The sequence below is a fragment of the Rhodococcus sp. ABRD24 genome, from assembly GCF_004328705.1.
Lineage (GTDB): Bacteria > Actinomycetota > Actinomycetes > Mycobacteriales > Mycobacteriaceae > Prescottella.
This window is the reverse complement of record NZ_CP035319.1, coordinates 3,635,138-3,659,924: the sequence shown is the minus strand read 5'-3', so window position 1 is coordinate 3,659,924 and position 24,787 is coordinate 3,635,138. Positions and strand designations below refer to the sequence as shown.

At 65.8% G+C, this 24,787-nt stretch carries 22 protein-coding genes and 6 tRNA genes; 10 read left to right on the top strand and 18 right to left on the bottom strand.

Annotated elements, in window-relative coordinates:
• Positions 1-83: 83 nt before the first annotated feature.
• Positions 84-689: an ISAs1 family transposase gene (locus ERC79_RS16220; protein ID WP_131579472.1), complete on the bottom strand. Its 606-nt coding sequence runs from the start codon at positions 687-689 to the stop codon at positions 84-86.
• A 236-nt stretch (positions 690-925) separates the two neighbouring features.
• Here ERC79_RS16220 and ERC79_RS16215 point away from each other — a divergent pair, with 236 nt between their 5' ends.
• A complete protein-coding gene (locus ERC79_RS16215) occupies positions 926-1,756 on the top strand; it encodes a PaaX family transcriptional regulator C-terminal domain-containing protein (protein ID WP_131579471.1) in 831 nt (276 codons plus the stop codon).
• Between the two features lie 236 nt (positions 1,757-1,992).
• Entirely contained in the window at positions 1,993-2,574 is a 582-nt protein-coding gene (locus tag ERC79_RS16210; RefSeq protein WP_131579470.1) for a TetR/AcrR family transcriptional regulator, read from the top strand.
• A 75-nt stretch (positions 2,575-2,649) separates the two neighbouring features.
• On the opposite strand, the gene ERC79_RS16205 is transcribed toward ERC79_RS16210, so the two are convergent.
• Together ERC79_RS16205 and ERC79_RS16200 are read right to left on the bottom strand one after the other, a co-directional pair.
• Positions 2,650-5,082, bottom strand: a complete 2,433-nt coding sequence (locus tag ERC79_RS16205; RefSeq protein WP_131579469.1) for an ATP-dependent Clp protease ATP-binding subunit — start codon at positions 5,080-5,082, stop codon at positions 2,650-2,652.
• A gap of 245 nt (positions 5,083-5,327) precedes the next feature.
• On the bottom strand, positions 5,328-6,275 hold the full coding sequence (locus ERC79_RS16200) for an NAD(P)-dependent alcohol dehydrogenase (protein ID WP_131579468.1): 948 nt from the start codon (positions 6,273-6,275) through the stop codon (positions 5,328-5,330).
• 82 nt (positions 6,276-6,357) lie between these two features.
• Between ERC79_RS16200 and ERC79_RS16195 the strand changes: the two genes are divergently transcribed.
• Positions 6,358-7,047, top strand: a complete 690-nt coding sequence (locus ERC79_RS16195; RefSeq protein WP_131579467.1) for a TetR/AcrR family transcriptional regulator — start codon at positions 6,358-6,360, stop codon at positions 7,045-7,047.
• A gap of 58 nt (positions 7,048-7,105) precedes the next feature.
• On the opposite strand, the gene ERC79_RS16190 is transcribed toward ERC79_RS16195, so the two are convergent.
• A complete protein-coding gene (locus tag ERC79_RS16190; protein ID WP_131579466.1) occupies positions 7,106-7,984 on the bottom strand; it encodes an oxidoreductase in 879 nt (292 codons plus the stop codon).
• Between the two features lie 84 nt (positions 7,985-8,068).
• Here ERC79_RS16190 and ERC79_RS16185 point away from each other — a divergent pair, with 84 nt between their 5' ends.
• Both ERC79_RS16185 and ERC79_RS16180 read left to right on the top strand, forming a co-directional pair.
• Complete coding sequence (locus ERC79_RS16185) at positions 8,069-8,962, top strand: pseudouridine synthase (protein WP_131579465.1); 894 nt, start codon at positions 8,069-8,071, stop codon at positions 8,960-8,962.
• A 106-nt stretch (positions 8,963-9,068) separates the two neighbouring features.
• Positions 9,069-9,848 (top strand): SDR family oxidoreductase, encoded by a 780-nt coding sequence (locus ERC79_RS16180; protein WP_131579464.1) that lies wholly within the window; start codon positions 9,069-9,071, stop codon positions 9,846-9,848.
• Positions 9,849-9,856: 8 nt separating this feature from the next.
• Here ERC79_RS16180 and ERC79_RS16175 read toward each other — a convergent pair whose 3' ends face one another.
• The 14 genes from ERC79_RS16175 to ERC79_RS16115 form a co-directional block, all read right to left on the bottom strand.
• A complete protein-coding gene (locus tag ERC79_RS16175) occupies positions 9,857-10,423 on the bottom strand; it encodes a TetR/AcrR family transcriptional regulator (protein ID WP_131579463.1) in 567 nt (188 codons plus the stop codon).
• Positions 10,424-10,434: 11 nt separating this feature from the next.
• Positions 10,435-12,054 carry an FAD-binding protein gene (locus ERC79_RS16170; RefSeq protein WP_131579462.1) on the bottom strand — a complete coding sequence of 540 codons (1,620 nt, stop codon included), beginning with the start codon at positions 12,052-12,054 and terminating at the stop codon, positions 10,435-10,437.
• Between the two features lie 35 nt (positions 12,055-12,089).
• Positions 12,090-13,265 carry a 3-hydroxy-9,10-secoandrosta-1,3,5(10)-triene-9,17-dione monooxygenase oxygenase subunit gene (gene hsaA, locus ERC79_RS16165; RefSeq protein WP_207390345.1) on the bottom strand — a complete coding sequence of 392 codons (1,176 nt, stop codon included), beginning with the start codon at positions 13,263-13,265 and terminating at the stop codon, positions 12,090-12,092.
• A gap of 447 nt (positions 13,266-13,712) precedes the next feature.
• Positions 13,713-13,789 (bottom strand) — tRNA-Phe (locus ERC79_RS16160).
• A 54-nt stretch (positions 13,790-13,843) separates the two neighbouring features.
• Positions 13,844-13,917: transfer RNA gene (locus ERC79_RS16155), tRNA-Asp, on the bottom strand.
• Positions 13,918-14,031: 114 nt separating this feature from the next.
• Positions 14,032-14,105: transfer RNA gene (locus ERC79_RS16150), tRNA-Phe, on the bottom strand.
• Between the two features lie 54 nt (positions 14,106-14,159).
• A tRNA-Asp gene (locus ERC79_RS16145) sits at positions 14,160-14,233 on the bottom strand.
• Positions 14,234-14,284: 51 nt separating this feature from the next.
• Positions 14,285-14,357: transfer RNA gene (locus ERC79_RS16140), tRNA-Glu, on the bottom strand.
• Positions 14,358-14,469: 112 nt separating this feature from the next.
• Complete coding sequence (locus ERC79_RS16135) at positions 14,470-15,126, bottom strand: TetR/AcrR family transcriptional regulator (protein WP_131579461.1); 657 nt, start codon at positions 15,124-15,126, stop codon at positions 14,470-14,472.
• A gap of 165 nt (positions 15,127-15,291) precedes the next feature.
• Positions 15,292-15,444 (bottom strand): hypothetical protein, encoded by a 153-nt coding sequence (locus ERC79_RS23150; RefSeq protein ID WP_165497148.1) that lies wholly within the window; start codon positions 15,442-15,444, stop codon positions 15,292-15,294.
• A 334-nt stretch (positions 15,445-15,778) separates the two neighbouring features.
• Positions 15,779-15,854, bottom strand: a tRNA-Lys gene (locus ERC79_RS16130).
• A 173-nt stretch (positions 15,855-16,027) separates the two neighbouring features.
• Positions 16,028-16,612 carry a hypothetical protein gene (locus tag ERC79_RS16125; RefSeq protein ID WP_242676897.1) on the bottom strand — a complete coding sequence of 195 codons (585 nt, stop codon included), beginning with the start codon at positions 16,610-16,612 and terminating at the stop codon, positions 16,028-16,030.
• Entirely contained in the window at positions 16,606-16,998 is a 393-nt protein-coding gene (locus tag ERC79_RS16120) for an MmcQ/YjbR family DNA-binding protein (protein WP_131579459.1), read from the bottom strand. Before ERC79_RS16120 ends, ERC79_RS16125 begins: the two co-directional genes overlap by 7 nt.
• A 45-nt stretch (positions 16,999-17,043) precedes the next feature.
• Entirely contained in the window at positions 17,044-18,279 is a 1,236-nt protein-coding gene (locus ERC79_RS16115) for an MFS transporter (protein WP_131579458.1), read from the bottom strand.
• 89 nt (positions 18,280-18,368) lie between these two features.
• Here ERC79_RS16115 and ERC79_RS16110 point away from each other — a divergent pair, with 89 nt between their 5' ends.
• From ERC79_RS16110 to ERC79_RS16090, 5 genes are all read left to right on the top strand, one after another.
• Positions 18,369-19,286: a LysR family transcriptional regulator gene (locus ERC79_RS16110; RefSeq protein ID WP_131579457.1), complete on the top strand. Its 918-nt coding sequence runs from the start codon at positions 18,369-18,371 to the stop codon at positions 19,284-19,286.
• A gap of 189 nt (positions 19,287-19,475) precedes the next feature.
• Complete coding sequence (locus ERC79_RS16105; RefSeq protein WP_131579456.1) at positions 19,476-20,429, top strand: acyl-ACP desaturase; 954 nt, start codon at positions 19,476-19,478, stop codon at positions 20,427-20,429.
• A gap of 112 nt (positions 20,430-20,541) precedes the next feature.
• Positions 20,542-21,684, top strand: a complete 1,143-nt coding sequence (gene dusB / locus ERC79_RS16100) for a tRNA dihydrouridine synthase DusB (protein WP_131579455.1) — start codon at positions 20,542-20,544, stop codon at positions 21,682-21,684.
• A gap of 158 nt (positions 21,685-21,842) precedes the next feature.
• A complete protein-coding gene (locus tag ERC79_RS16095) occupies positions 21,843-22,703 on the top strand; it encodes a DUF5996 family protein (protein ID WP_242676597.1) in 861 nt (286 codons plus the stop codon).
• A 135-nt stretch (positions 22,704-22,838) separates the two neighbouring features.
• Complete coding sequence (locus ERC79_RS16090) at positions 22,839-24,752, top strand: LCP family protein (RefSeq protein WP_131579454.1); 1,914 nt, start codon at positions 22,839-22,841, stop codon at positions 24,750-24,752.
• The last annotated feature ends 35 nt before the right edge of the window (positions 24,753-24,787 follow it).

Sequence of the window (24,787 nt, the reverse complement as noted above, 5' to 3'; positions counted from 1 at the left end):
GCGGACGATGCGGGAATCTTGTTCCAGGGCAATGTTCTCGGGAGATTCCGTAGGGCGCGTTGGTTGTTCGTCACGGTGAGCACTTAGTACCCGCCTCTGCCGACGATGTAGTCGGCGGGCGCCCGCTGACAATGCAGGGCATCCGCGGTGACCACCACATCGGTCAGATCCAGCATGTCGAGGAGGTCGGTCACCAGTGGGATCTCGTTCGTCTTCGCGCCGACCTCGACCTGTCCGAGGACGACGCTATTGCCGTGGTCCAGCGCCGCCAACAGATGGGCGAGGTGCCCGGCTGTGTCCTTCGCGCCGCGCAAGGTTCCGCTATCGACGGCGACCACCCGACGACCATCGATCATGCTTGTCCGCAACCACGCCCACGCACCGACGACCCAGTCCAACCTCGCGGCCTCGAGACGGGCGAGGGTGCGCCGGATCGACGAATCCGCCGGGGCCCGGCCCTCGATCCCGAGCCGCTGCAGTGCGTCCACAGGCGCATCGTGGACCCATTCGGCGACGGCAGTGAACGATCTCGCGCCGGCACACACCGCCGCCAACGCCACCGACAGGATTGCTGCGAGTCGATGCCGGACCCCGCGCAGAGCTCGTGGATCATGCACACGGTCGAGCATGTTGAGGATCCCGGCACCGGGCACCTGAACATATGTGGTCGATGATGGAGATGCGGGCACGACTCGTGGCTGGTTGTGGAGCTTGTGTAGGAAACTTGAATCATCACCGAGGCGATCGTGCCCGACCCAATCTGCGCTCTCAGTCGACCCCGCCACGAAACTGCAGCTCAGCAGACATCACTCACGACTTTTCCGGGGCCCTGGTTGCTGCTCCATGTTCAGGGAGAAAAGAGTTCTGGTGTCATACGGCTTCGTTGAAAGTTGGCGGATCTGCCCACAGTCGCTAACCTGAAGTAATGACTATCGCTTCAGGAGTACGGAAGACGGGAAGCACTAGCGCAGCGTCCTTACTCTTCACTCTACTCGGCGAATACCTCCGCGACAACGATCAAAAACCTTGGACCTCGACATTCGTCCGCGCTCTTGGCGCCCTTGACTACGAGGAGCCGGCGGCGAGAAAAGCCATCTCTCGGGCTAGTGCAGACGGCTGGCTCGAATCCGAGCGAATGGGAAGACGCGTTCGCTGGCAATTGTCAGAAAAAGCGGTGCAGCACTTCCGTGAAGCAGAAGTGATCGCATATAATCGCCATCAGCCGCCTGAATGGAATGGAACGTGGTTTTTGCTTTTCACCTCGATTCCAGAAAATCAGCGAGAACTACGTCATCAGCTGCGCACGCAACTCCGATGGAAGGGATTCGGCCCCGTCGGTGGCGGCGTTTGGATCAGCCCGGCTGCGGATGCCGAGCGGCTTGCATCCGATGTCCTTCGCGAACTCGATATTTCACGAAACTCGTTCAGCTTCGCGGGACAATTCGGTACACTAGGTGACGAGTACGAGATGGTGCAGCGCGCATGGGATTTAAAACTGCTTGCCCAGGAATACGCAGATTTTGATACGCAGATGAACCGATTCTCCTGCAATTCAAACCCTGAAATGGCGTTCATACATTACACCGTACTTGTGCATTCCTGGCGTCGCCTCGTACTTTCCGATCCAAATCTCCCAGCTGAACTACTTCCTGCGCGATGGGTGGGGGTGGACGTAACAGCGAGATTTTTCGCGATGCGCGACGAGTTAGGTCCGACAGCCATACAGTGGTTCTGGCAGGACGACGTATGTCGATGAAGGCATCGTCTATTCTTCGACCTGCGACTTGGCATTGCCGTATAGCGCGCATGACGAAATGAATAATTCCAATTCATAGGCCTCGATCTTTCATGTGGCTGACGTGTCGGCAGGGCCCCGCGCCTCGAGCCAGGCTGCGCTTCGGCGACCGCGAACCTGCCCGCTGCCGGAACCAATCGCCACCTTGCCATCGAACACACCAATACGACAGATCTACAGCAACGGGGGCACACCGCATGGATCCGCAGGAACGCCGGGCCCAGATCCTGGCTCGTTCCGGGGAGATCTTCGCGACGAAGGGCATCTCGGCAACTACGGTGCGCGAGATCGCGGAGGCGTGCGGGGTGTACTCCGGCACCCTTTACCACTACTTCCCCTCGAAGGAAGCGATCGTCACCGAGATCATCCGGGTGTACGTCGAGGAGTTGTACGAACGCTGTTCCTCGGTGGTCGCACTGGGCCTCCCTCCGATCGAGCGGCTCGAGGCCCTCGTCCTGGTCGCGCTCGAGGCCGCGGAATCGCACCGAAGTGCAACGGCGATCTGGCAGGTCGAGACCGAGTACATGCGCGAGCGAATGCTCGAGGCCAGCTTGGAAGAAAAGGGTCACTTCGCCGCGCAGCTGTGGATGCAGTGCATCGACCAGGCGAAGGCCGCGGGTGAACTGCGCGACGATATCGCCTCGACGACCTTCTACCAACTGATGCGAGACGCGGTCTGGCTTACCAGCCGCTGGTTCCGCGCCTCCCCCGAGAAGTCGAATGCTCAGTGCGCGCGCGAGATCACGTCGCTGTTCATCGACGGCATGCGGATCCGCTGACAGAACCTGCACAGACGAAGACGGCGGGGCAGGCGAGATGAATTCGCCTGCCCCGCCGTCTTTTTCCGGGTATCGTCAGCTCACAACCAGATCGAGTTCGTCGTCGGTGACGGTCACCGTGATCCTGCCGCCGGCGTCGAGTACGTCGTCCAGCAACAGATCGGCGATGCGATCGTCGACCTCCCTGGCGATGGTCCGGCGCAATGGCCGCGCACCGAACTCGGGCTGGTGCCCGTGCTCGGCGATCCAATCCACCGCATCGGGCATGAACTCGATGTCGATGTCCTTTGCACGCAGCCGATCACGGCTCTCGCTCAGCAGCAGATCGGTGATCCGGTGCAACTGCTCGGCCTCGAGCTTCCGGAAGATCACGATCTCGTCGATCCGGTTGAGGAACTCCGGCCGGAACGACTCCCGCAGGCGACCCATCACCCTGTCCCGCAACGGCTTCTCGGCCGCCGCGGCATCACCGGTGGTGAATCCGAGCGCACCGCCCTTGCTGGAGATGATGTCCGACCCCAGGTTGCTGGTCATGATCAGCACGGTGTTCTTGAAGTCCACCGTCCGGCCCTGACCGTCGGTGAGCCGTCCATCGTCGAGCACCTGCAGCAGGACGTTGAACACGTCCGGGTGTGCCTTCTCGATCTCGTCGAGCAGGATCACCGAGTACGGATGCCGGCGCACCCGTTCGGTGAGCTGTCCGGCCTCGCCGTAGCCGACATACCCCGGAGGGGCGCCGACCAACCGGCTCGCGGTGTGCCGCTCGCCGAACTCGCTCATGTCGAGCCGGAGCATCTTCGACTCGTCCCCGAACAGCGACTGCGCCAACGCCTTCGCGAGCTCGGTCTTGCCGACACCGGTGGGCCCGAGGAACAGGAAGCTGCCGACGGGCCGACGCGGATCGCCCATGCCGGTGCGGCTGCGACGCACCGCTCGCGAGATCGCCTTCACCGCGTCCTCCTGGCCGACGACCCGCTGGTGCAGTTCGTCCTCCAGTCGACGCAGGCGCTCCTTCTCCTTCTGCGTCATCTGGCTGGCCGGAATTCCGGTGGCCCGGGCGACCACCTCGGCGATGCCCTCGGCCGTCACGGCCGGGACCTCGGCCGCGACGGGTTCGCCGTCACGAGCCTCGGCCAGTCGCTTCTCGACACCGGCGATCTCGTCCCGCAACTGCGACGCACGCTCGTACTGCTCGGCGCCGACCGCCTGCTCCTTCTCCTTCTCGAGACGCGTGATCCGCTGCCGCAGCGCCTTCGCGTCCGAACCGGAAGCACCGAGCTCGAGACGCTTTCGTGCACCCGCCTGGTCCATCAGATCGATCGCCTTGTCCGGCAGGTACCGGTCGGCGATGTACCGCGACGACAGCTCGACGGCCGCGGTGACCGCCTCGTCGGTGTAGCGGACGCGGTGGTGCTCTTCGTACCGCGGGCGCAGACCGGTCAGGATCGCGACAGCGTCCTCGGCGTTCGGCTCGTTCACCGTCACCGGCTGGAACCGTCGTTCGAGGGCCGAGTCCTTCTCGATGTGCTTGCGGTACTCATCGAGCGTGGTCGCGCCGACGATGTGCAGATCACCGCGAGCGAGCTTGGGCTTGAGGATGTTTCCGGCATCCATCGCACCGTCTCCCCCGGCGCCCGCACCCACGATGGTGTGCAGCTCGTCGATGAAGACGATGATCCGGCCGTCCTGCGCGAGGATCTCGTCGACAGCCTTGGTCAACCGCTCCTCGAAGTCGCCCCGGTAGCGGGTTCCGGAGAGCATGCCGGCGAGATCCAGCTGGATGATCTTCTTGTCGGCCAGCACCTCCGGGACGTCACCCTCCACGATGCGCTGCGCCAGCCCCTCGACGATCGCGGTCTTGCCGACGCCTGCCTCCCCGACGAGCACCGGGTTGTTCTTGGTGCGTCGGGCGAGGATCTCGACGGTCTGCTCGATCTCGTCGGCGCGGCCGATCACCGGGTCCACCCCACCGGAACGAGCGCGATCGGTGAGATCGGTGCCGTACTTGTCGAGCGTCGGAGTAGCCGAGTCCTGCTCGGGCTCGGACGGACCCGCGTTCACCGCGGACTGCATCGACTCCGGGGTGACACCGGCCGAGGCCAGAATCCGCCCGACAGTCGAGTCTGCGTGCGAGATCATCGACAGAAAGATGTGCTCCGGGTCGATGTAGGTCGATCCCAGTGCGCGTGCGATCTGGTGCGCGTCGAGCAGTGCCCGTCGGCCCGCCGCAGTGACGGTGGGCGCGGTCACGACCGCCTCCCGGCCGTGCGGTAGATGCGCCTCCGCGGCCTGAGAGATGGCATCCGGGTCTCCGCCGACGCGCCGCACCATGTCGCGGACCGGATCCTTACCGGCCGCCACGTGCAGGATGTGCAGGGCGTCGAGGCCCGTGTCACCGCGACCGGCAGCAAACTGCGCGGCCTCCGCCATGAGCGTCTGAGTGTCCTGGCTCATGAGCCGGGTGATGTCGATGCGCCCGGGCCCCTCGGGCCCGAAGAATGCCGGCATTCGCAGCCTCCTCCAAAGTTGAGTCCTATCGACTCATGGAACATGCCCGGAGGACGTTGAATTCCCCGCCGTCCAGGGTTGTCGACCCGGCAGCGTTCCCCACTTAGCCCGATCGGGCGTGAACCACGGCCCGGGGCGACCTGACCTCGACACTTCCACCTCATTCGGACCCGCCGCGGCGCTTCTGTGAGAACCGGCACACCATTCGGCCCATCGTTCGCCGCACGATTCTGCGGGTGCGGCAGCTACGGCCGAAGGACGATATTGCCCACCTTTCGACCGGAGTCGACCCGGGCGTAGGCAGTCACGATGTCCTCGAGGTCACCGAGATCCTCCGCCACCACAGCGAGCTGACCCGACTCCACCAGCTGCAGCAGCAGTTCGAAGTCGGCCGTCGACTCAGGTGCGGCCCCGGCCACGACCCGACGTCGCGGCACCAGGGTGGCCCACAAGTCCGCGACGGCGAGCAGTAGCCGCCCACGCTCGGTCAGAAGCTTCCGGCCGCTGGCGGGAGAGATGTTGCCGACCGCGTCCAACACGATGTCGAACCGCTCCCCCACGTCCGACAAGTCGGTGGTCGTGTAATCGATCACACGATCGGCTCCGATTCGCGAGACGAGTGCGGTGTTGGCGGAACTCGTCACGCCGGTGACGCGTGCACCGAAGTACTTGGCCAACTGGACCGCGCTGGTGCCGATCGCTCCCGACGCCCCGTTGATCAGGACCGCATCACCACGTTGTACAGATCCCCGATCACGGAGGAGGTGCAGTGCAGTGGAACCGCCGAACAGCACCGCGGCCGCGTCGAGATGGGACACCGCCGCCGGCTTGCGGACCACCTTGCTCTCGGGCACCGCTACCAACTCCGCATGTGCCCCCATCCGCATTCCGGCCATTCCGCAGACCTCGTCACCGACGGCAACACCGTCGACCTTGGCGCCGACTGCGTCGACGACGCCGGAGAACGTCGACCCCAGGACCTTCCGACGGGGCCGCACGACACCGAACATCAGCCGCGCAAAGGGGCCGAAGCCCCTCGGAAAACGCGCCGCCCGAATTCGCGAATCTGCAGCCGTAACGGCCACAGCGTTCACACGAACGAGCACTTCGGTGGCGCGCGGCGCAGGGTTCGGCACCTCCACGACGCGGACGACATTCGGGGGGCCGTATCGATCGACTACCGCAGCCTTCACAGCATCCTCCTTACAGGCGTAAGTTTCACGGGGGTAGACTAGGCTTACGCCTGTAAGGAAGCAAGACGTCACGAAGGATGTCATGAAGGTAAGGCCGGCACTCAGCCGAATCGGGATCATCGAGGCCGCGGTCCGGGTGGCCGACCGAGGCGGCCTGAACGCAGTGAGCATGCGCAACGTGGGCAAGGAATTGGGAGTCGAGGCGATGTCCCTCTACAACCACGTTGCGAACAAGGAGGACCTGCTGGACGGACTCGCCGACTGGATCTTCGCTGCGATCGAACTGCCCGGATCCGACGACATCCCGTGGCATCGAGCCATGGCGCGGCGCGCGGCGTCGCAGCGAGCTGCGCTGGCACAGCACCCCTGGGCCGTGAGCCTGATCGAGTCGCGCCGGTCGCCTGGCCCGGCGCTACTACGGCATCACGATTCCGTGCTCGGCTGTCTGCGTAGGAACGGCTTCCCGGTCGCGCTGGCCGCACACGCATTCTCCGTCCTCGACGCCTATGTGTACGGCTTCGTGCTCACCGAACTGAACCTGCCCATGGGGCCGGCCGAGCAAACGGAGGAGTTCGTTCACGAACTCGAAATTCCCGCCGACACCTATCCCTATCTCGCGGAAATGGTGCAGGAGATGGTGATCGGCAAGGACTACGCGTACGGCAACGAGTTCGACTACGGCCTGGAATTGATCCTCGCCGAACTCGACGACCGCTTGCGCGCGAGCAGTGAAAAGTGCGACCGGAGCGCGGAACCGATGTCGGCGCCGTAGGACACGCCCGCCGTGCACGCGGCCCAATGCACCCGTGCGTCGACCTCCGGAGATCTGGTCAAGCGTAGGTGTAAGTGATATCGGTCAGTTGCTCCGACAGCGACCACAATTGTCCCGCAACACGTTCGTCACGTGACTTCCTGCTCGACCCCACCACCTTCGGGTATCCACGCGTCTCGAACAGCGACGACGGCCCGAGGTAGCTCCCGCCGATCGCGTCAGGCACCGTCGCCGCGTACAGCATTGGCAGTACCCCCATCTCGGCGGACTGCGCAATGACCGGATTGGCCAGCGTCATGATCCGGCCCTGGATCGACTCGGTGTGTGACTGCAGATTGGTTGCCGCGTAACCAGGGTGCGAGGCAAGGGCTTTGACCTTCGATCCGGTCGCCGCGAGACGGCGTTGCAATTCGTAGGTGAACAGCAGATTGGCGAGCTTCGATTGGCCGTACGCCGGCCACCGCTTGTACGGCCGACGCTCCCAGTTGAGATCGTCGAGATCGATGGTGCCGATCTTGTGCATCGTGCTCGACATCGTCACCACCCGGTCACGAATCCTGCCCAGGAGCAGGCCCGTCAGTGCGAAGTGGCCCAGATGGTTGGTGCCGATCTGCATCTCGAAGCCGTCCGCTGTACGCCGCAGCGGGACGGCCATGACGCCGGCGTTGTTCACGAGTACGTCGAGGCCGTCCACCGAGTCCGCGAACTCACGCACGGACGACAGATCGGCGAGGTCGAGCCTGCGGACCTCGACATTGCTCCCCAAGTCCGCCGCGACCGCGCGCCCCTTGCCGACGTCGCGGCAGGCGAGGACGACATGCGCACCGGCCTTCGCGAGTGCCTTCGCGGCCTCGGCCCCCAACCCGCTGTTCGCGCCGGTGACGACGAACGTCCGGCCCTGCTGATCGACGATGTCCCGGGCGGTCCATGTGGTCATGGCCCCAGACTACGGAATCGCAAGGGTCGGGGCGCCGGCTTGCGCAGGTGTCCCGGACGCGCCGAGGGCGAGTACCGTCGGACCGTGCCCGCCGCCCCACTGCCCGTCCGCGACGGCCTCAACCCCACTCGTCTGCGCCTGCCGGACTCCGGACCGTGGCCTACCGCCGTGGCCTACCTCCTCGCCCGGTTCCCCTCCGATACCGCCCGTCTTCTCGAGAAGGTCGCAGCCGGAGAGGTAGTCGACGAGGCCGGCGCCCCGATCACCGGTGCCACGGAGTTCCGGCCACGCAGCTTCCTGTACCTCTACCGCGACCCGCCGGTCGAGGCGCGGGTGCCGTTCGAGATCGACATCCTCTACCGCGACACCGACTTGCTCGTCGTCGACAAGCCACACTTCCTCGCCAGTACCCCGCGCGGCGCCTACGTCGCCGAGTCCGCGCTGGTGCGCCTGCGGCGGGACCTCGACCTACCCGAGCTCACCCCTGCGCACCGATTGGACCGGATCACCGCGGGAGTCCTGATCTTCACGGTGCGTCGGCAGGCCCGCCGGGCGTACCAGTCGCTGTTCGACGAGCGGAAGGTCACGAAGGAGTACGAAGCGCTGGCCCGGCACGATCCGGCATTGCGTCTTCCCGTCACCGTCCGCAGTCGAATCATCAAGGAGCGTGGCGTCTTACAAGCCCGCGAGGTACCCGGAACGCCGAACGCCGAGAGTCGTATCGAGCTGATCGAAGCGGTCGACGGCATCGGCCGGTACCGTCTGCTCCCCCACACCGGCAAGACACACCAATTGCGGCTGCACATGAGCTCGCTCGGCGTCCCGATCCTCGGCGACAACTTCTACCCCGAGTTCTACGATGTCGCGCCGGACGACTACTCGACGCCTCTGCAACTGCTTGCGCGCAGCATCGAGTTCACCGATCCACAATCGGGCGCGCAGAGACGGTTCACCAGCCGTCGGCGCCTCGACGCCTGAATTGCCTCCGCCCGCTCACCGACCCGAAGCGGAGCAGCCATGCCAAGCAAGTGCTAGGTTGCCCTACGAATGCCATGGCTTGGAACGACAACCCTGGGAGCTGGCTGTGACCACAACCTCGTCGACTTCTTCCCCCTCCACCACCGCACTCGTCACCGGCGGCACCGGCGGTATCGGATCCGCCGTCGCCCGGCAGCTCGCCGCGGAGGGTCACGATGTGGTGCTGGCCTACCGATCCAACACCGAAACGGCCGCCACGCTCGTCGCCGAGATCGAAGCCCTCGGCGTCCGTGGCGCCGCACACCGGGTGGACCTGAGCGACAGTGCCCAGCTCGAGGAGCTGGTCTCCCATGTCACCTCCACCTTCGGCGACCTGTCGATCCTCGTTCACGCCGCCGGCCCACACGTGCCGATGGTCCACCTGTCCCGCGTCGAACCGCGCACTTACGCAGAGCATCTGAATGCCGAGGCGACCGCCTTCTTCACCGTCGTGCGGGCGTGCCTGCCGGCGCTGCGCGAAGCGTCCGGCGCGGTGGTTGCGGTAACCACCGCCGCCACCGACCGCTACCCGGTGCGTGACGGACTCTCGGCCGGCACCAAAGGCGCGGTCGAGGCACTCGTCCGAGGGTTCGCGGCCGAGGAAGGCCGTTTCGGGGTCCGCTTCAACGCTGTCGGACCCGGCATGCTCGTCGACGGGATGGCCGAACGCTTGATCAGCTCACAGAGCCTGGACCAGCGCGCACTCGACGTGACGATGAGCCGGATCCCGTTGCAGAAGTTCGGCACTGCCGTCGATATCGCTGAGGCGGTCAGCTTCCTTGCGGGCCCCAAGTCCGGCTTCATCACCGGCCAGAAACTCAACGTCGACGGCGGCTACACGGTCTAGCCGCCCGGTCAGGGCAGGATCATCCGAGCCGAGATCTCGAGCCGATCGGCGATCCGCGTATAGGAACCGTAACCCATGCCGGCACGCACCAGGGCTCCCGAATAGAGCAGTTCGAGTGCCTCGACCAGGTCCTGGTCGGGCTCGGGCTCGAGTGCGGCGATCAGCCGCTCACGGATCTCGAGCCCGACCCGAGCCCGCAGGTGTTCCACATCCGGATCCCGGCCGAGCAGCGCGGTGGTCACCGCGGCCGCCAACTCGGGCTCGTCGGACACCAGGAGCGCAACGCTGCGCAGCACGGCCACCGCACGGGCAGTCCGATCGTCCGATGTCGCGTCTTCCCTCGGCATTTCGGCAAGCCGACGCCAGAACACTTCCGCCACAAGGTGTTCCTTGGACGAAAAGTAGGTGTACGCGGTTGCGGGAGCCACCCCGGCCCGGGCCGCGACCAAACGCACGGTCAGCCCGGCGAATCCTCCCTCGCGTAGCACCTCGACCGCACACTTGGTGAGCCGAGACACGGTCTCGGCCTGCTTCGCGGTCAACCTGCGGCGGGTCGATTCGTAATTGCCAGACACATGTCCGGAGGCTACGCCACCGGTGAGCGCCCCGCGACGACGGCCCCGGCGCGGCGACCCGAGTACACGCAGTCGGCAATCGACAGCCCGCTGACGTACGACTGCGAGCAGATCCCCACCGCATTGCGACCGGCAGCGTACAAACCCGGAATAGGGCTACCGTCGCTGCCGGTGACCGCGCCGGTCCACTCGTCGACCGTCAGCCCGCCGAGCGTGAGCACCGGGCAGGGAAATCCTGCCTGAATGCGGATCGAGCAGTCGAAGGCATAGAAGGGACCGTCGACCAGGGGCGTGACGTGAGCGGGGTCCTTGCCCATCGCGTCTGGCCGACCGTCGCGACGATCCGCGTTGTACTGATCGAGAGTACGGGCGAGACCCGCGGGGTCGATTCCGGTCCGGCGGGCCAATTCCTCGGCGGTGGCGCCCTTCTTGTTCCCGACGCTGTAGAGGTAAGTGGTCTGTAGGCGCTGGAACCACAACGTCTGCTCCGGCACCTGGCGCTTGGCGTCCGCAAGAATCCGCGAGTCGACCACCAGGTACGCCGAGACATCGGTCTGCTCGGCGATGTGCTCACCGATTTTGGCGCCGTAGAGCAGTTCGTTGCAGATCCGCTGGCCCTCGCGGTTGACGAGAACACCCTCGGTCATCGCGATCGGCGGGTTGAAAAAGCGCCATGCGGACACCCGGTCCATCCGGTCCGTAGCGCCTCCGACCGACCGGCCGAGTTCGATGCCGCTACCGTCGTCGCCGATCGTACCCAGCGGCGAACCGCCCGAATGTCGCGGCGCATTCTCCTTCAACATCTTCTGGTTGAACACGAAACCGCCGGCAGCGAGTACGACGCCCTTGCGCGCCCGGTACCGGCGTACCACCGAGTGTTCGGACTCGATCCGGCGGATCGGACCGTCCATGAGTCGGCCGACCGGCCGGTAGTAGAGGTTCATCTTCCGGTTCCACGACCCGAGCGCGCGATGCAGACGCCGTCGAGCACGGGCCTTGGGATCCACCTCACGACATTCGACACCGATCACGGTGCCCGTGTCGTCGGTGATCAGTGAGGTCACCGTCGTCTGTGGACGAACGTCGATCCCCCGCCGGCGTGCAGCCCTCGCCATCGCGTCGAAGAACACCTTCCCCGAGGTGCCGCGACCCTTCGTGCGGTGTCCACGCGGCGCCGGCTTCGCAGCCTGAGCGTATGGCGGCGCGAGCTCGTTGCCCGAGTAGTACAGGTAGTAGTCGTTGGTGGGGTACGACGTCTTACGCGGGGCCATGCTGCCTTCGAACGGGACGCCCAGTTCCTCGAGCCACTGCAGATTCTCGACACTGCGGCCCACGAAGTCCTCGAGCAGTGCGTCGGAGACCACTCCCTCCGTCTCGAGCTTCAGGTAGTCGAGCATCGCCGCCGGGGTGTCGTCGAATCCGGCCTCCTTCTGCTGCGTCGTCCCGCCGCCCGCGTAGTAGATGCCGCCGCTGATCGCGGTTGCTCCCCCGCCGTCGAAACGCTCGACCACCAGCACCTGCGCGCCGCGATCGGTGGCCTCGATCGCCGCACTGGCGCCGGCGGCCCCGAATCCGACGACCACGACGTCCGCCTCGCCATCCCAGTGACCGGATCCACTGTGCACCTGCATGCTCCCTCTCCTCGCCAACGTTGTGTTACGAACACCTACACCCAGGCGTCGCGGATGTCCTGTCCAAGTTCGTTGCGCCCGAACAGCGTCAGAGGCTGGTGCGGATCGTTGATGACGTGGGCACGACCCGCATGCGCGTCGCGCCAGAAGCGCTGGATCGGAGTGGCGCACTGGAGCGCGCCGCCGCCGCCGTGATCGAAGAGCCGGTCGATCGCACCAACCGCCATGGCCGTCGCGCTCACCTGATCACGACGCGTCTTGACGCGTAACGACACGGGGATACGTTCCGCGGACCGCGCGAGCGCGAGCAGTTCGGCGAGATTGCGGTTCAACTGGGTCCAGGCAAGTTCGATGTCGCGGGCGGACTCGGCCATGGCAATCTGCATGAACGGATCGTCCACGACGCGCAGCGGGCCTGCGGTCCGCAATCGGTCGGCATTGCGCTCGGTGAACGCCGAATAGGCCCCGTCCGCCATCCCGATGATCGGCGCGGTGATCGCCGTCGAGAACACTGCGGAGAACGGAAGCCGGTACAGCGGGGCGGTATTGACCTCCTGGCCCGGGCCGGTGCACTGCACGGTTGCCGCGAAGCTCAAGGTGCGGTGCTCCGGAACGAAAGCGTCCTCGATCACAACATCGTTGCTGCCCGTGCCGCGGAGCCCGACCGTGTCCCAGACGTCGTCGATCCGGAAGTCTCGGGTCGGCACCAGGAAGGTGCGGAAGTCCATCGGATCGCCCGCGTCGTCGACAACCAGCCCGCCGACGAGCACCCAGTCCGCATACGCGGAGCCCGACGAGTAGCTCCACCGGCCGGAAAAGAAGTACCCGCCGTCCGACTCGATTGCGCGACCCATCGGGGCGTATGACGACGACAGCAACGCGTCCTGGTTCTCACCCCACACGTCCTGCTGGGCCCGCAGGTCGAACAGCGCTAGATGCCACGAATGGACGCCTACCACCGAGGCGACCCACCCGGTGGATCCGCACGCGCTCGCCAGCGCACGCACCCCGGCGTAGTAGTCGGCGGGATCGCATTCGAATCCACCGAACCGATGTGGCTGCAGCAATCGGAAGTGTCCGGCCTCGGTGAGGGCTCGAACGACGTCGCCCGAGACCTGACGGGCATCCTCGGTGATCTGTGCATTCGCACGGAGATCAGGCAGCAGGCTCGTGACGTCCGCCAGCACGTCCGCGACTTCCCGGTCACCCATCGAGCGCCCCAATCCCGGCCACCTTCCGAACCCGACCCACCCTTCGGGTAATCATCACCAACGTGCCGACATTAGAACAGGGTGCAGATTTTGTCGATTTTTCGCGCCCGACACTGAACTGGACACCACTCGGAGCCCGACGAGATTTCCCGCTCACCATCCCGTTCACCTGCGCATATTGCAGGCTGCCGCCCATATCGCATCGGCACGGCGAAAGCCCTCGAGGATCAGGGGGAATCAACTGGAATCTGTTCTAGTTTTGCCATCCTCCACGAACCAGGAATGGCCGGGACGAATTCCGCATCGGGGACTGCACCACCAACTCGGACTGTCGCCGATCGCGGCGGTTGAGCACACGGAATCTGCGGTCGCGAAAGGGCCCTCATGAGAAGCATGCAGAGGGAGGGTACCGAGGTGAGGGGAGGATCGATTGAGACCGGCGACTCGTGGTGGCCAGGGCCGGGATCGAACCGGCGACCTTCCGCTTTTCAGGCGGACGCTCGTACCAACTGAGCTACCTGGCCGGACGGCACCCGAACCGAATGCCTATCGCGCTGCGTTGTTTCCAACGAGCAGAGCGACCCTGACGGGACTCGAACCCGCGACCTCCGCCGTGACAGGGCGGCGCGCTAACCAACTGCGCCACAGGGCCTTGCTTGAAACCACTTGCCGAACTGTACTGCTACGGGTCGATCGAAGCCGACATACGAAGACTCCGCCATCGAGTCGTCACACTCGTTGCCGGAGTCTCATCGACCACCCGTTGTGGCCAGGGCCGGGATCGAACCGGCGACCTTCCGCTTTTCAGGCGGACGCTCGTACCAACTGAGCTACCTGGCCGGACGGCACCCGAACCGAATGCCTATCGCGCTGCGTTGTTTCCAACGAGCAGAGCGACCCTGACGGGACTCGAACCCGCGACCTCCGCCGTGACAGGGCGGCGCGCTAACCAACTGCGCCACAGGGCCTTGCTTGAAACCACTTGCCAAACTGTACTGCTGATCCAATCCGGTAAAGCGTACCCCCTACGGGATTCGAACCCGCGCTACCGCCTTGAAAGGGCGGCGTCCTAGGCCGCTAGACGAAGGGGGCCTGCCGAATTGCTCCGGCGAGTACCTCCAACGGCGTTCCGTTGGGAGCTTGGATAGCTTAGGGCACCAATTTCGCAAACCACAAATCGCCTGTTCAGAAGCCGTAATCCGACTCAGGCAGAGTCGGCGGCAGTCGCGGCCGCCGACCAGCCCTCGCGACGCCAATTCTCCAGCCAGGAGTCGGATGCCAAACCCTCCAGCACCACCTCGAGCGATTCCTCGAAGCGAGCGCGCAGATCGACCTGCTGAGCGGTGAGGTCTGCCATGTACCGCTGACCGGCCAGACACGCAGCCAGTACACGCGTGAACTTGTCGACATCGACACCGTCGCGGACGAGCCCCTGTCGCTGCGCCTGCTGGACCAGATCGCGAGCCGACGAGCCCCATACCCGGGCGCCGCCATCCTGCACGTCGGCATAGAACTCCGGCTCGATGATCAGCCGAAATTCCGCCTGCACGATCGCGTCGAGCAGGAACATCCGTGCGACATCGTCGATCAGCCCATGGAGGGCCTCGAACGGATCGAGGTCCGTTCGACCCGTCCACCGGTCGGTGGTCTCCTTGAATTTCTCGAGCGCCGCAGCGAGAACTGCGCGCCCGAGCTCCTCCTTCGATTCGAAGTGGAAGTACATCGCGCCCTTGGTTGCGTGCGAACCCTCGAGAATCGCGTTCACCGACGCTGCTGCATATCCGCGCTTGCCGAACTCGACTGCGGCCGCTTCCACGATCGCAGCGCGGGTCCGACGCGCACGTTCTTGTTGACGAGCCATATCGCTTGTCGCCTCCGAAGCCCATGCCACTCGCCGTCACACCGACCAGCGACCCACCCTCCCCAAAGATCCAGACTAGTCCCCCCGTACGGCCCACGGAACCAGCACTCCGCCTACCTGCACTTTTTCACCCAAAACGACAGAAACACACCGAGTGGTATAATTTCACTCGGCTCGGGTGCGCTGTAGGGGGGTGTGCACCCGAGCCGAACTTGCCTCCGGCCCGAATCGCCACGTCACGACGACGTCGGCCGGCACCGTCTGCGGGACCTCATCCGGGAACGCACGTCCCGGAAACAACCCCGCCGGAACCGTCACGGGTCTATATTCCGATCACATCACGATCGGGCGACCGATCATGCACCCAAAGGGATTTCGATGAACGTAAACGCACTTTTCCCGGCGCTGATCGGCACGATCGGCAACTTCATGAACTTTGGGAGCACCTTCCAACTCAGCTGACGGCTCCTCGACACGGAAGCCCGCCACCCTTCAAACTAGCGATCGACAGAATCATCGACTGGTCGGTGGAAGGCCCGCGGAGCGTGATCGCTCACCCAGATCCAAACGAGGGCCTCTGATTGGCAAACCAGGCCATGACCAGCGGCTCGATGAGTTGTGGCTCCGAGCCGAATCTCGTCCCGGACAAGTTTGGTGCCCCCTGTCGGGATCGAACCGACGACCCGAAGATTAAAAGTCTCCTGCTCTGCCAACTGAGCTAAAGGGGCGAGAGCACGATAACGCACCTTCGGACCGATCATGCAAGGGAACCCACCAATGCCGCGGCGTATCCGCAAAGCCATCCAATCGCGGCGCTTACCAACCAGTGTCGCCGACCCAGGCGGAAGCGAGACCCGACGGGGCCGCGGCCGGGCCGACTCGTTCGTCCGCCGAATTCGGGTCACATCTCGGGCGCCGGCGATTCTCCGGATGATCGCGGCTCGCGCTGGTGCAGGTCGCTTCGCAACTCGGTGAGTTCCTTGCCGCGTTTGCGGTATCGCGTATGCAGCACCACCGCGACCGCGAACACGGCCGCACCGATGATCGCACCGGCCAACGAGGCACCCCGGAAACCTGGGGCATCGACGTCGAGCGTCCGCTCACCCGCGTGGGCCGCACTGCTGCCGCCCAAGACCACGGTCAGCGTCAGCAGATTCGGGATCGCAGCGACGACGCCGAGCGCCAGCGCGGCAATCACCCAGATCCGCGCGTGCTTCCGGTGGCGGGAACACCACGCGATATAGAACAGCAACAGGGGAACCGCGGTACACAGGACCCCGTACATCAGGCCCCACAGGATGCCGCGGGTGAAGCTACCCGAAGAAAGCGATCCCACCTGCTGCGACCACCACCGCGGCAGGAACGCCGCGAGAATGAAGTACGCGATCACCAACGCCACCAGGATGACGGCGCCCCAGATAGCCTTCTTCGCCCACGCGGGCAGACCGGGCTTCGTCTGCGTCTGTACGGTTTCCTCGGTCACGATGGTCCTCTCGTCGTCGCCACGCCATCCTCGGCGAGCACCAGCCGGGCCAGGGTCTTCGGCGCCACCAGGACGTACGAGGTGCGCACCCATTCGCGCAGTTGCGCCCACCATCGGGTCGACGCATCCAGCGGGATTGCCAGCGACACCCAGCCGTGCCGGCCCAACCCGTAACCGGCGGGTTCGGCATCCGTCTCGGTTGCCACCACCGCTTCAGCCTCGTCCACCGGCAGCTTCAACGTCAGCCGCGACGCGCCGACATCCGTGAACACGAAGTTCTTGCCACGCACCCGGAACGTGGGCTGACCGTCCCACGCCTCGATGTCGACACGAGTCGCCTCCGGTAGTTCGTCGACGATCTGCTGCAGCCGGTTCATGTTCGCGACCATGGCGCGATTGTCGACCGCCCGCGTGTGGTCCCGCAAGGTTTCCGGCTACGCCGACCCCTGCCATGCTCTGCGGCGCAGCATCCACACCGACAGCGCCACCGCGCCGGCCAACAGAGCGCCGATGAATCCCGCGGTCGCCGTCCACCCACCCGCCGAATACGCGAGCCCCGCGCCGACACCGGCGACACTCGACCCGAGGTAGTACGCGAACAGGTACAGCGACGACGCCTCCGCCCGATGCGCCGTCGCGAGCGCGCCCACCCAACTACTGGATACCGAGTGCGCCGCGAAGAACCCGCCGGTGAACAACAACATCCCGGCCAGCACGAGCGGGAGCACATCGAACAGAGTCACCGTGAGCCCCACCACCATCGCACCCACCCCGACGAGCAGCACGACCGCGCGACCGAACCGATCGGCGGCTGCACCTGCGGCGGCCGAGGTGTAGGTGCCAGCCAGGTACATCACGAACACCAGGCCCACCAGCGCCTCGGGCAGCGAAAATGGCGCGCCGAGAAGTCGGTAGCCCAGGAAGTTGTACGCCGAGACGAATCCCCCCATCAGGAGAAACCCGAGCGCAAAGAGCTTCGCCAAAGCCGGATTGCGCAGATGTGCAGCCAGGTTCGCCACCACCACGCCCGGTCCGACGCGTTGCGGCCGGAAGTGGCGCGAGGGCGGCAGCATCCAGGACATCGCGATCGCGAACACCAGCGCGAGCACGGCGGCCGATTCCATCGCCCACCGCCACGATGCGACGTCCAGCACGGCCGACGGGACCAGGCGCCCGATCAGCCCGCCGACCGTGGTGCCCGCGACGTACCGCCCCATTGCGGCGCCTAGGTCGCACGGCCGGACCTCCTCCGCGAGGTAGGCCATCGCGACGGCGGGGATGCCGGCGAGGGCGACGCCCTGCACCGCCCGTCCGGCCATCAGCACCTCGGCGCTCGGACTGAACGGCAGCAGTACACCGAGCACGCAGGAGACCATCGCCGACGCCACCATGACCCGGGTCCGGCCGAACCGCTCGGACAGCACACTCGCCGGAATGATCGCGACGGCCACCATGCCCGTCGTCACCGATACCGCGAGCGCCGAGACTGCCGGAGCCACCCCGAAGTCCGTGGTGAGAGCCGGCAGCAGCGCCTGAGCCGAGTACATCGAGATGAAAGTGGTGAGCCCGGCAGCGAACAGCGAGAGCGTGACGGTGCGGTAGCCACTGGTGCCACGGGCGAGTGGCCCGTCCGCGACCTCGATCGTGACGTCGGTGAGTGTTCGGTTCATGCAGACTTCCTCCGCGATCATCGTTTCGAGATCGCGTAAATTAAGGAAATGCATTGTTGTGAAGTTCTATATGCATTTGGTGCATATAAGTGGAGTTGAGCGACGGCCTGCGCTGGTTCCTGGCGCTCGCCGAGACCGAGCAGGTCACCGCAGCGGCCGACATGCTGCAGGTAGCCCAGCCGACGCTGTCACGGCGCCTCGCCCGCCTCGAGCGTGACCTCGGCGCCGAACTGTTCGACCGTCACGGTCGCCGCCTCGTACTCAACGACCGCGGTCGGGTGCTCCGCGACCATGCCCGGCTCGCTCTCGCTGAACTGTCCATCGCCGAACGCGAGATCGCGTCGCTCGACAGTCCGGACGGCGGCGCGGTGCGGTTGGGTTTCCTGCACTCGTTCGGGACCTGGCTGATCCCGGAGGTCCTACGCGCCTACCGCGACAAGCGCCCCAAGGTGCTGTTCACGCTGTACCAGGATGCCGCGAAGGCGCTCGTCGACCGCGTCATCGACGGTCGCGACGATCTCGCCTTCGTCTCACCTCGGCCCCGCACCCCACTCGTCGACTGGGCGGCCGTAACGCACCAGCGCCTCGCTCTTGCCGTCCCGGCCGGGCACAGACTGAGCCGGCACGCCGTCGTGGACCTCGGCGCCGCATCCGACGAACCGTTCATCGGGATGCACCAGGACTACGGGATGCGGCGCATCTTCGACGAGATGTGCGCCGACGCCGGAATCGTGCCGAACGTCGTGTTCGAGTCGAGCGAACTCGCCACGATCGGCGGACTGGTCTCCGCCTCGCTCGGCGTCGCGGTGATGCCATGGCAAGAGCAGCACGCCTGGCCGGACGGGGTGGTGCTCGTTCCGCTGCGCGGTGCGGGCCGGGACATCGGCATCGTCTGGGCGAGCGGACGAACATTGCCACCGGCGGCCGAGCGCTTCCTGAAGTTCACAACAGATTCGCGATGGCAAGAACCATCGGAAACCGGTCGGCATGATGTCACCGACGTGTAACGTCCGAACAACGCAGCTCGAACGAACTCGGCGGGCCGATTGCGCGGGACAGACAGCGGCGGGGGGGATCACGGTAGCCGTCAACTACCACTCGAGCCTCCCTCTTCACAACGAACTTACGGTGCCGTAGGTTAGCGACAGCACATTCCCGAAACGCGCGTTCCTTACTTGTTACGGAGGCAGAATCTGATGGCGAGGGATCTCACCCAGCTCGAGCTGCTGCAGGAACTGCAGCCTGTGGCGGAAGAGAACGTCAACCGACACCTCTCCATGGCCAAGGATTGGCATCCGCACGACTATGTGCCGTGGGAAGAGGGTCGCAACTTCGCCGCAATGGGCGGTGAGGACTGGGATCCCGAACAGTCGCGGCTCGACGAGGTCGCCAAGGCCGCGATGATCACCAACCTCCTCACCGAGGACAACCTGCCGTCCTACCACCGCGAGATCGCAGAAAACTTCTCGCGCGACGGGGCCTGGGGCACGTGGGTGGGCCGGTGGACCGCCGAGGAGAACCGCCACGGGATCGTGATGCGCGACTACCTGGTGGTCACCCGCGGAGTCGACCCCGTCGAGCTCGAGAACGCTCGCATGATCCACATGACCAACGGCTACAGCTCGCCGGCCGGCGACAGCGTGGGCCTGCTGCACTCCGTGTCGTACGTGACGTTCCAGGAACTCGCGACCCGCGTCTCGCATCGCAACACCGGCAAGGCGTGCCACGACCCGATCGCGGACCGGATGCTGCAGCGGATCGCGGCGGACGAGAACCTGCACATGATCTTCTACCGCAACATTTGCGGCGCGGCGATGGATATCGCCCCCGACCAGACGCTCAAGGCAGTCAGCGACATCATCCAGAACTTCCAGATGCCCGGCGCTGGGATGCCTAACTTCCGCCGCAACGGCGTATTGATGGCCAAGCACGGCATCTACGACCTGCGCCAGCACCTCGAAGAGGTCGTGATGCCGGTGCTGCGCAAGTGGAATGTCTTCGAGCGGACCGACTTCACCGCCCGCGGCGAAGACACCCGTGAGAAGCTCGCCGTCTTCCTCGAAGACCTCGACAAGCAGGCCACCAAGTTCGAGGAGATGCGCGACCGGTCGCTGGCCCGCGATGCGGCCCGCGCCGAGAAGGCCTCCTGACAGGTCGCGGCCCGTCGCCCGACGGCTATCCTGTGCCCGGTACCGGATTCGGTACCGGGCACAGTGTTTTCTCCCGAACAGTTTTCTCCCGAAGAATTATCCCGAGGTCTTCATGTCACCCCTTCGCATCGGTTCGCTCGAGCTGGGCAGCCCCGTCGTGCTGGCCCCCATGGCTGGCATCACGAACGTCGCGTTCCGCACCCTGTGCCGCGAACTCGAGCTCGAACGCGCCGGCAGCACGTCGGGTCTGTACGTGTGCGAGATGGTGACGGCCCGCGCGCTCGTCGAGCGGCACCCGGTGACAATGCACATGACGACGTTCGGTCCCACCGAGACGCCGCGGTCCCTGCAGCTGTATACCGTCGACCCGGAGATCACATACGCCGCGGCGAAGATGATCGTCGACGAGAATCTCGCCGACCACATCGACATGAACTTCGGCTGCCCCGTCCCCAAGGTCACCCGCAAGGGCGGCGGCTCGGCGTTGCCGTACAAGCGCCGCCTGTTCGGGCAGATAGTCGCCGCCGCGGTGAAGGCGACCGAGGGCACCGACATCCCGGTCACCGTGAAGATGCGCATCGGCATCGACGCCGAACATCACACCCACCTCGACGCGGGCCGCATCGCCGCCGCAGAGGGTGCCGCCGCCGTCGCACTGCACGGCCGAACCGCATCCCAGCGGTACTCGGGCACCGCGGACTGGAGCGAGATCGCCCGGCTCAAGGAGCACGTCACCGACATCCCGGTGCTCGGCAACGGTGACATCTTCGCCGCCGAGGACGCCGCGAAGATGATGGCCGAAACCGGCTGCGACGGCGTCGTCGTGGGACGCGGCTGCCTGGGCCGGCCGTGGCTGTTCGCCGAGCTGAGCGCGGCCCTCAACGACCGGGACATCCCCACCCCGCCGACGCTCGGCGAGGTCGCCGCGATCATGCTGCGGCACGGCCGGCTGCTGGCCGACCACCACGGCGAGGACCGCGGCATGCGCGAGATGCGCAAGCACATCGCGTGGTACATGCGCGGCTTCCCGGCTGGTTCGGAGCTGCGCAACGGCATGGCCCGGGTGTCCTCGCTCGCCGAACTCGAGGACTTCCTCGGCCAGCTCGATCCGACGGTGCCGTTCCCGAAGGATGCGGAGGGTCCACGCGGACGCCAGGGCTCGCCCGGCGTCGTCGCACTGCCCGACGGCTGGCTCGACGATCCAGAGGACACGCTGGTGCCCGCGGGCGCCGACATCATGCATTCCGGCGGATAGCTCCGGCGGGCGTCTCCGCGCGCCTACACTTTCGAAGAAGCTGCAGTTCCTCGAGGATTCTTCCGGAGGGAGACGTCGTGGCCTCTTCACCAGGCGATTCAGATGTCTGGCCTGCCCTGCTTGTCGCGGACTGGGAACCTACCCGGGACACACTCCACATGTGGACCCAAATCGTCGGCAAGGTGCGTTTGGCGCACGCCCCGCTGGTCAACCACTGGTGGCAGGTGCCGCTGTACGTGACCGCACGGGGCCTGACTACATCGGCCATGCCCGTCCGCAATCGGGCATTCGACATCGAGTTCGATTTCTGCGAGCACCGCTTGCACATCCGTGACAGCAACGGTGCTGAGGTCGATTTCGCGCTCGAGCCGATGTCGGTCGCTCAGTTCTACTCCCGCGTCATGGACGCCCTCCGCGGGCTGGGCATCGAGACATACTTCCAGGCGTCGCCCAACGAGGTGGACCCCGCAATTCCGTTTGCCGAGGACACCGTCCACGCGTCGTACGACGCGGACGCCGCCACCCTCTTCTGGCGTCAGCTCATCCAGGCCGACCGCGTTCTGCACGAGTTCCGGTCTCGATTCCTCGGCAAGGTGAGCCCGGTGCACTTCTTCTGGGGCTCGTTCGACCTGGCGTGCACCCGTTTCTCCGGGCGTACAGCGCCGAAGCATCCGGGCGGCGCACCGAACTGCGGCGACTGGGTAATGGTCGAAGGCTACTCCCATGAGCTGTCCAGCTGCGGCTTCTGGCCCGGTGGCGGAGCCGAGGGTGCCTTCTACGCGTACGCCTACCCCGAACCCGACGGATTCACCGACGCCCCGGTGGCGCCGCCGCAGGCCTTCTACAGCGCTGACCACCGCCAGTTCCTCCTTCCCTACGAGGCGGTCCGCGCCGCCACAGATCCCGACGCGACATTGCTGCAGTTTCTGCAGACCACATACGAGGCGGCCGCCGACAAGGGCGCCTGGGACCGCGCCGCACTCGAGTGCGACCCGGGGCGCTGGCGGCCGGCTGGCTGACTTACCGCCGCCCACTGTCAGCTGCGACTACGGTTCACCTGCGCGCACACTGATGCCCTACGGGGCATCCATCAGTATCATTGCCACGTCGTCGAGCGACGGTACTTGTTGGAGGCGGAAGGTCAGGGCGAATCGGTGAGTGACGAGCACGATCCCGGTCACGCCGCGCCGGAAGGCAGAGCCCCCTGGGAGCGTCCCCTCGCCGACAGTCACTATCGCGAGGCCCAATCGCATCGACGCAGTCGCCACGACTCCCGACCGGACGCGCCCAACGGCGACAGCAGCGAGCGGCTGTCCGTCGCGGAGTTGATGGAGAAGATGGGCCGCACGGTCCCATCCGCACCCCGAGCTCGCCGCGCGCGGCCGGACGAGGCCGCAGACGCCGAAACCGAAGTCATCCCCGCCTACACCGGTGAGCCGACTGCAGGAGGCGCCAGCGAGCCGGAACCCGATCCGGTGGCACGGAGCTGGGTCGAGGACGCTGTCACCACCGCCGCACCGCGTGCCGTGGGCGAACCGGCGCAGACGAGGCTCGCGGCCAGCAAAGACCGCAAACGCAAGCGGATGTGGCTGGTCGGCCGGTCCGCAGTGGCGTTCGTTGCGGTGATGGCACTGGTGATGACCGGCGTGGTGTGGGGCTACGTGCGCTCCACCGAGGGTGGTTTCACCCGGATCGCCGCCCTGGACATCAACTCGACCGACATCGTCGATCCCACCGGCCAGACCGGCGACGAGACGTACCTGATCGTCGGCACTGACACCCGTGCCGGCGCCGCTGGTGCTGTCGGCGCCGGCACCGTGGACGACGCCGAGGGCGCCCGATCGGACACCGTCATGCTGGTCCACATCCCCGCCGACCGCAGCCGCGTCGTCGCGGTGTCGTTCCCCCGGGACCTCGACGTCGAACGTCCCGCATGTCAGGGCTGGGACAGCGCGACCGGCGAGTACACCGACGAGACATATCCCGCGGCCGACGGCGACAAGCTCAATGCCACGTACGCACTCGGCGGCCCGAAGTGCCTCGTGAAGGTCATCCAGAAGATGTCCGGACTCAAGATCAGGCACTTCGTCGGAATGGACTTCGCGGGCTTCGAGAACATGGTCAACGAGGTGGGCGGCGTGAAGGTGTGCGTGCCGCAGCCGCTGATCGACGGTGAACTGGGCACGATCCTGCCGACCGCGGGAACCCAGACGCTCGACGGGCGCCTCGCGCTCGACTACGTCCGGGCGCGTCACGTCGAAGCCGAGGGCAACGGCGACTACGGCCGGATCAAGCGTCAGCAGCTGTTCCTGTCGGCGCTGCTACGCGAGGCTATGTCGAACAAGGTGCTGTTCGATCCGGGCAAGCTCAACGGGTTCATCAACGCGTTCACGCGCGCCACGTTCGTCGAGGACATCGATACCAAGTCATTGCTCACGCTCGGACAGTCGCTGCGCAACGTGGACGCGGGCGCAGTCACCTTCATCACCGTCCCGACGTCCGGCACCAGCAGCTGGGGCAACGAGATCCCCCGTCTCGACGACATCAAGGCCATCTTCCAGGCGATCATCGACGACGAGCCCCTGCCCGGCGAGAATCGTGCGGCCGAGGACAAGCCCGGGACGTCGTCGGTGCCCACTCCCAACCACGGGCCCACGCAGCTGGCGCTGCTCCCCAACGAGGTAACGCTGCAGGTGTCCAACGGCTCGGGCATCTCCGGCCTGGCCGCCACCACCGCAGACCGGCTCGCCGCGTATGGATTCCAGATTTACAGCGTCGGGAATTACAGCGGGACCAGCAGCCAGACGGTTGTGCGGTTCTCCCCCGGCAGGGAGGCCGAGGCCGCGACTGTCGCATCGTCCATCCCGGGCGCAGTCCTCGAATCGGCCTCGGGGCTCGGGAACATCGTCGAGGTGGTCCTCGGGTCAGAGTTCGACCGCACTCTAACCGCACCGGCGGAAGCCGGCACGGCCGTAGAAACTGGCCCGACGCGGATCGACAGCTCCAGCGACGTGGAACTGCCCGCCGACCTCGCAGTGACCAACGCAACCGACAACCCGTGCGCTTGACCCCCTGAACTGGACCGGCAGTTCACCCGGCGTTC

Coding starts and splice junctions, on each gene's coding strand:
- ERC79_RS16215 (WP_131579471.1), top strand. CDS start 926: ATGACTATCGCTTCAGGAGTACGGAAGACGGGAAGCACTAGCGCAGCG.
- ERC79_RS16210 (WP_131579470.1), top strand. CDS start 1,993: ATGGATCCGCAGGAACGCCGGGCCCAGATCCTGGCTCGTTCCGGGGAG.
- ERC79_RS16205 (WP_131579469.1), bottom strand. CDS start 5,082: ATGCCGGCATTCTTCGGGCCCGAGGGGCCCGGGCGCATCGACATCACC.
- ERC79_RS16195 (WP_131579467.1), top strand. CDS start 6,358: ATGAAGGTAAGGCCGGCACTCAGCCGAATCGGGATCATCGAGGCCGCG.
- ERC79_RS16190 (WP_131579466.1), bottom strand. CDS start 7,984: ATGACCACATGGACCGCCCGGGACATCGTCGATCAGCAGGGCCGGACG.
- ERC79_RS16170 (WP_131579462.1), bottom strand. CDS start 12,054: ATGCAGGTGCACAGTGGATCCGGTCACTGGGATGGCGAGGCGGACGTC.
- hsaA (WP_207390345.1), bottom strand. CDS start 13,265: ATGGGTGACCGGGAAGTCGCGGACGTGCTGGCGGACGTCACGAGCCTG.
- ERC79_RS16135 (WP_131579461.1), bottom strand. CDS start 15,126: ATGGCTCGTCAACAAGAACGTGCGCGTCGGACCCGCGCTGCGATCGTG.
- ERC79_RS16120 (WP_131579459.1), bottom strand. CDS start 16,998: ATGGTCGCGAACATGAACCGGCTGCAGCAGATCGTCGACGAACTACCG.
- ERC79_RS16115 (WP_131579458.1), bottom strand. CDS start 18,279: ATGAACCGAACACTCACCGACGTCACGATCGAGGTCGCGGACGGGCCA.
- ERC79_RS16105 (WP_131579456.1), top strand. CDS start 19,476: ATGGCGAGGGATCTCACCCAGCTCGAGCTGCTGCAGGAACTGCAGCCT.
- dusB (WP_131579455.1), top strand. CDS start 20,542: ATGTCACCCCTTCGCATCGGTTCGCTCGAGCTGGGCAGCCCCGTCGTG.
- ERC79_RS16095 (WP_242676597.1), top strand. CDS start 21,843: ATGTGGACCCAAATCGTCGGCAAGGTGCGTTTGGCGCACGCCCCGCTG.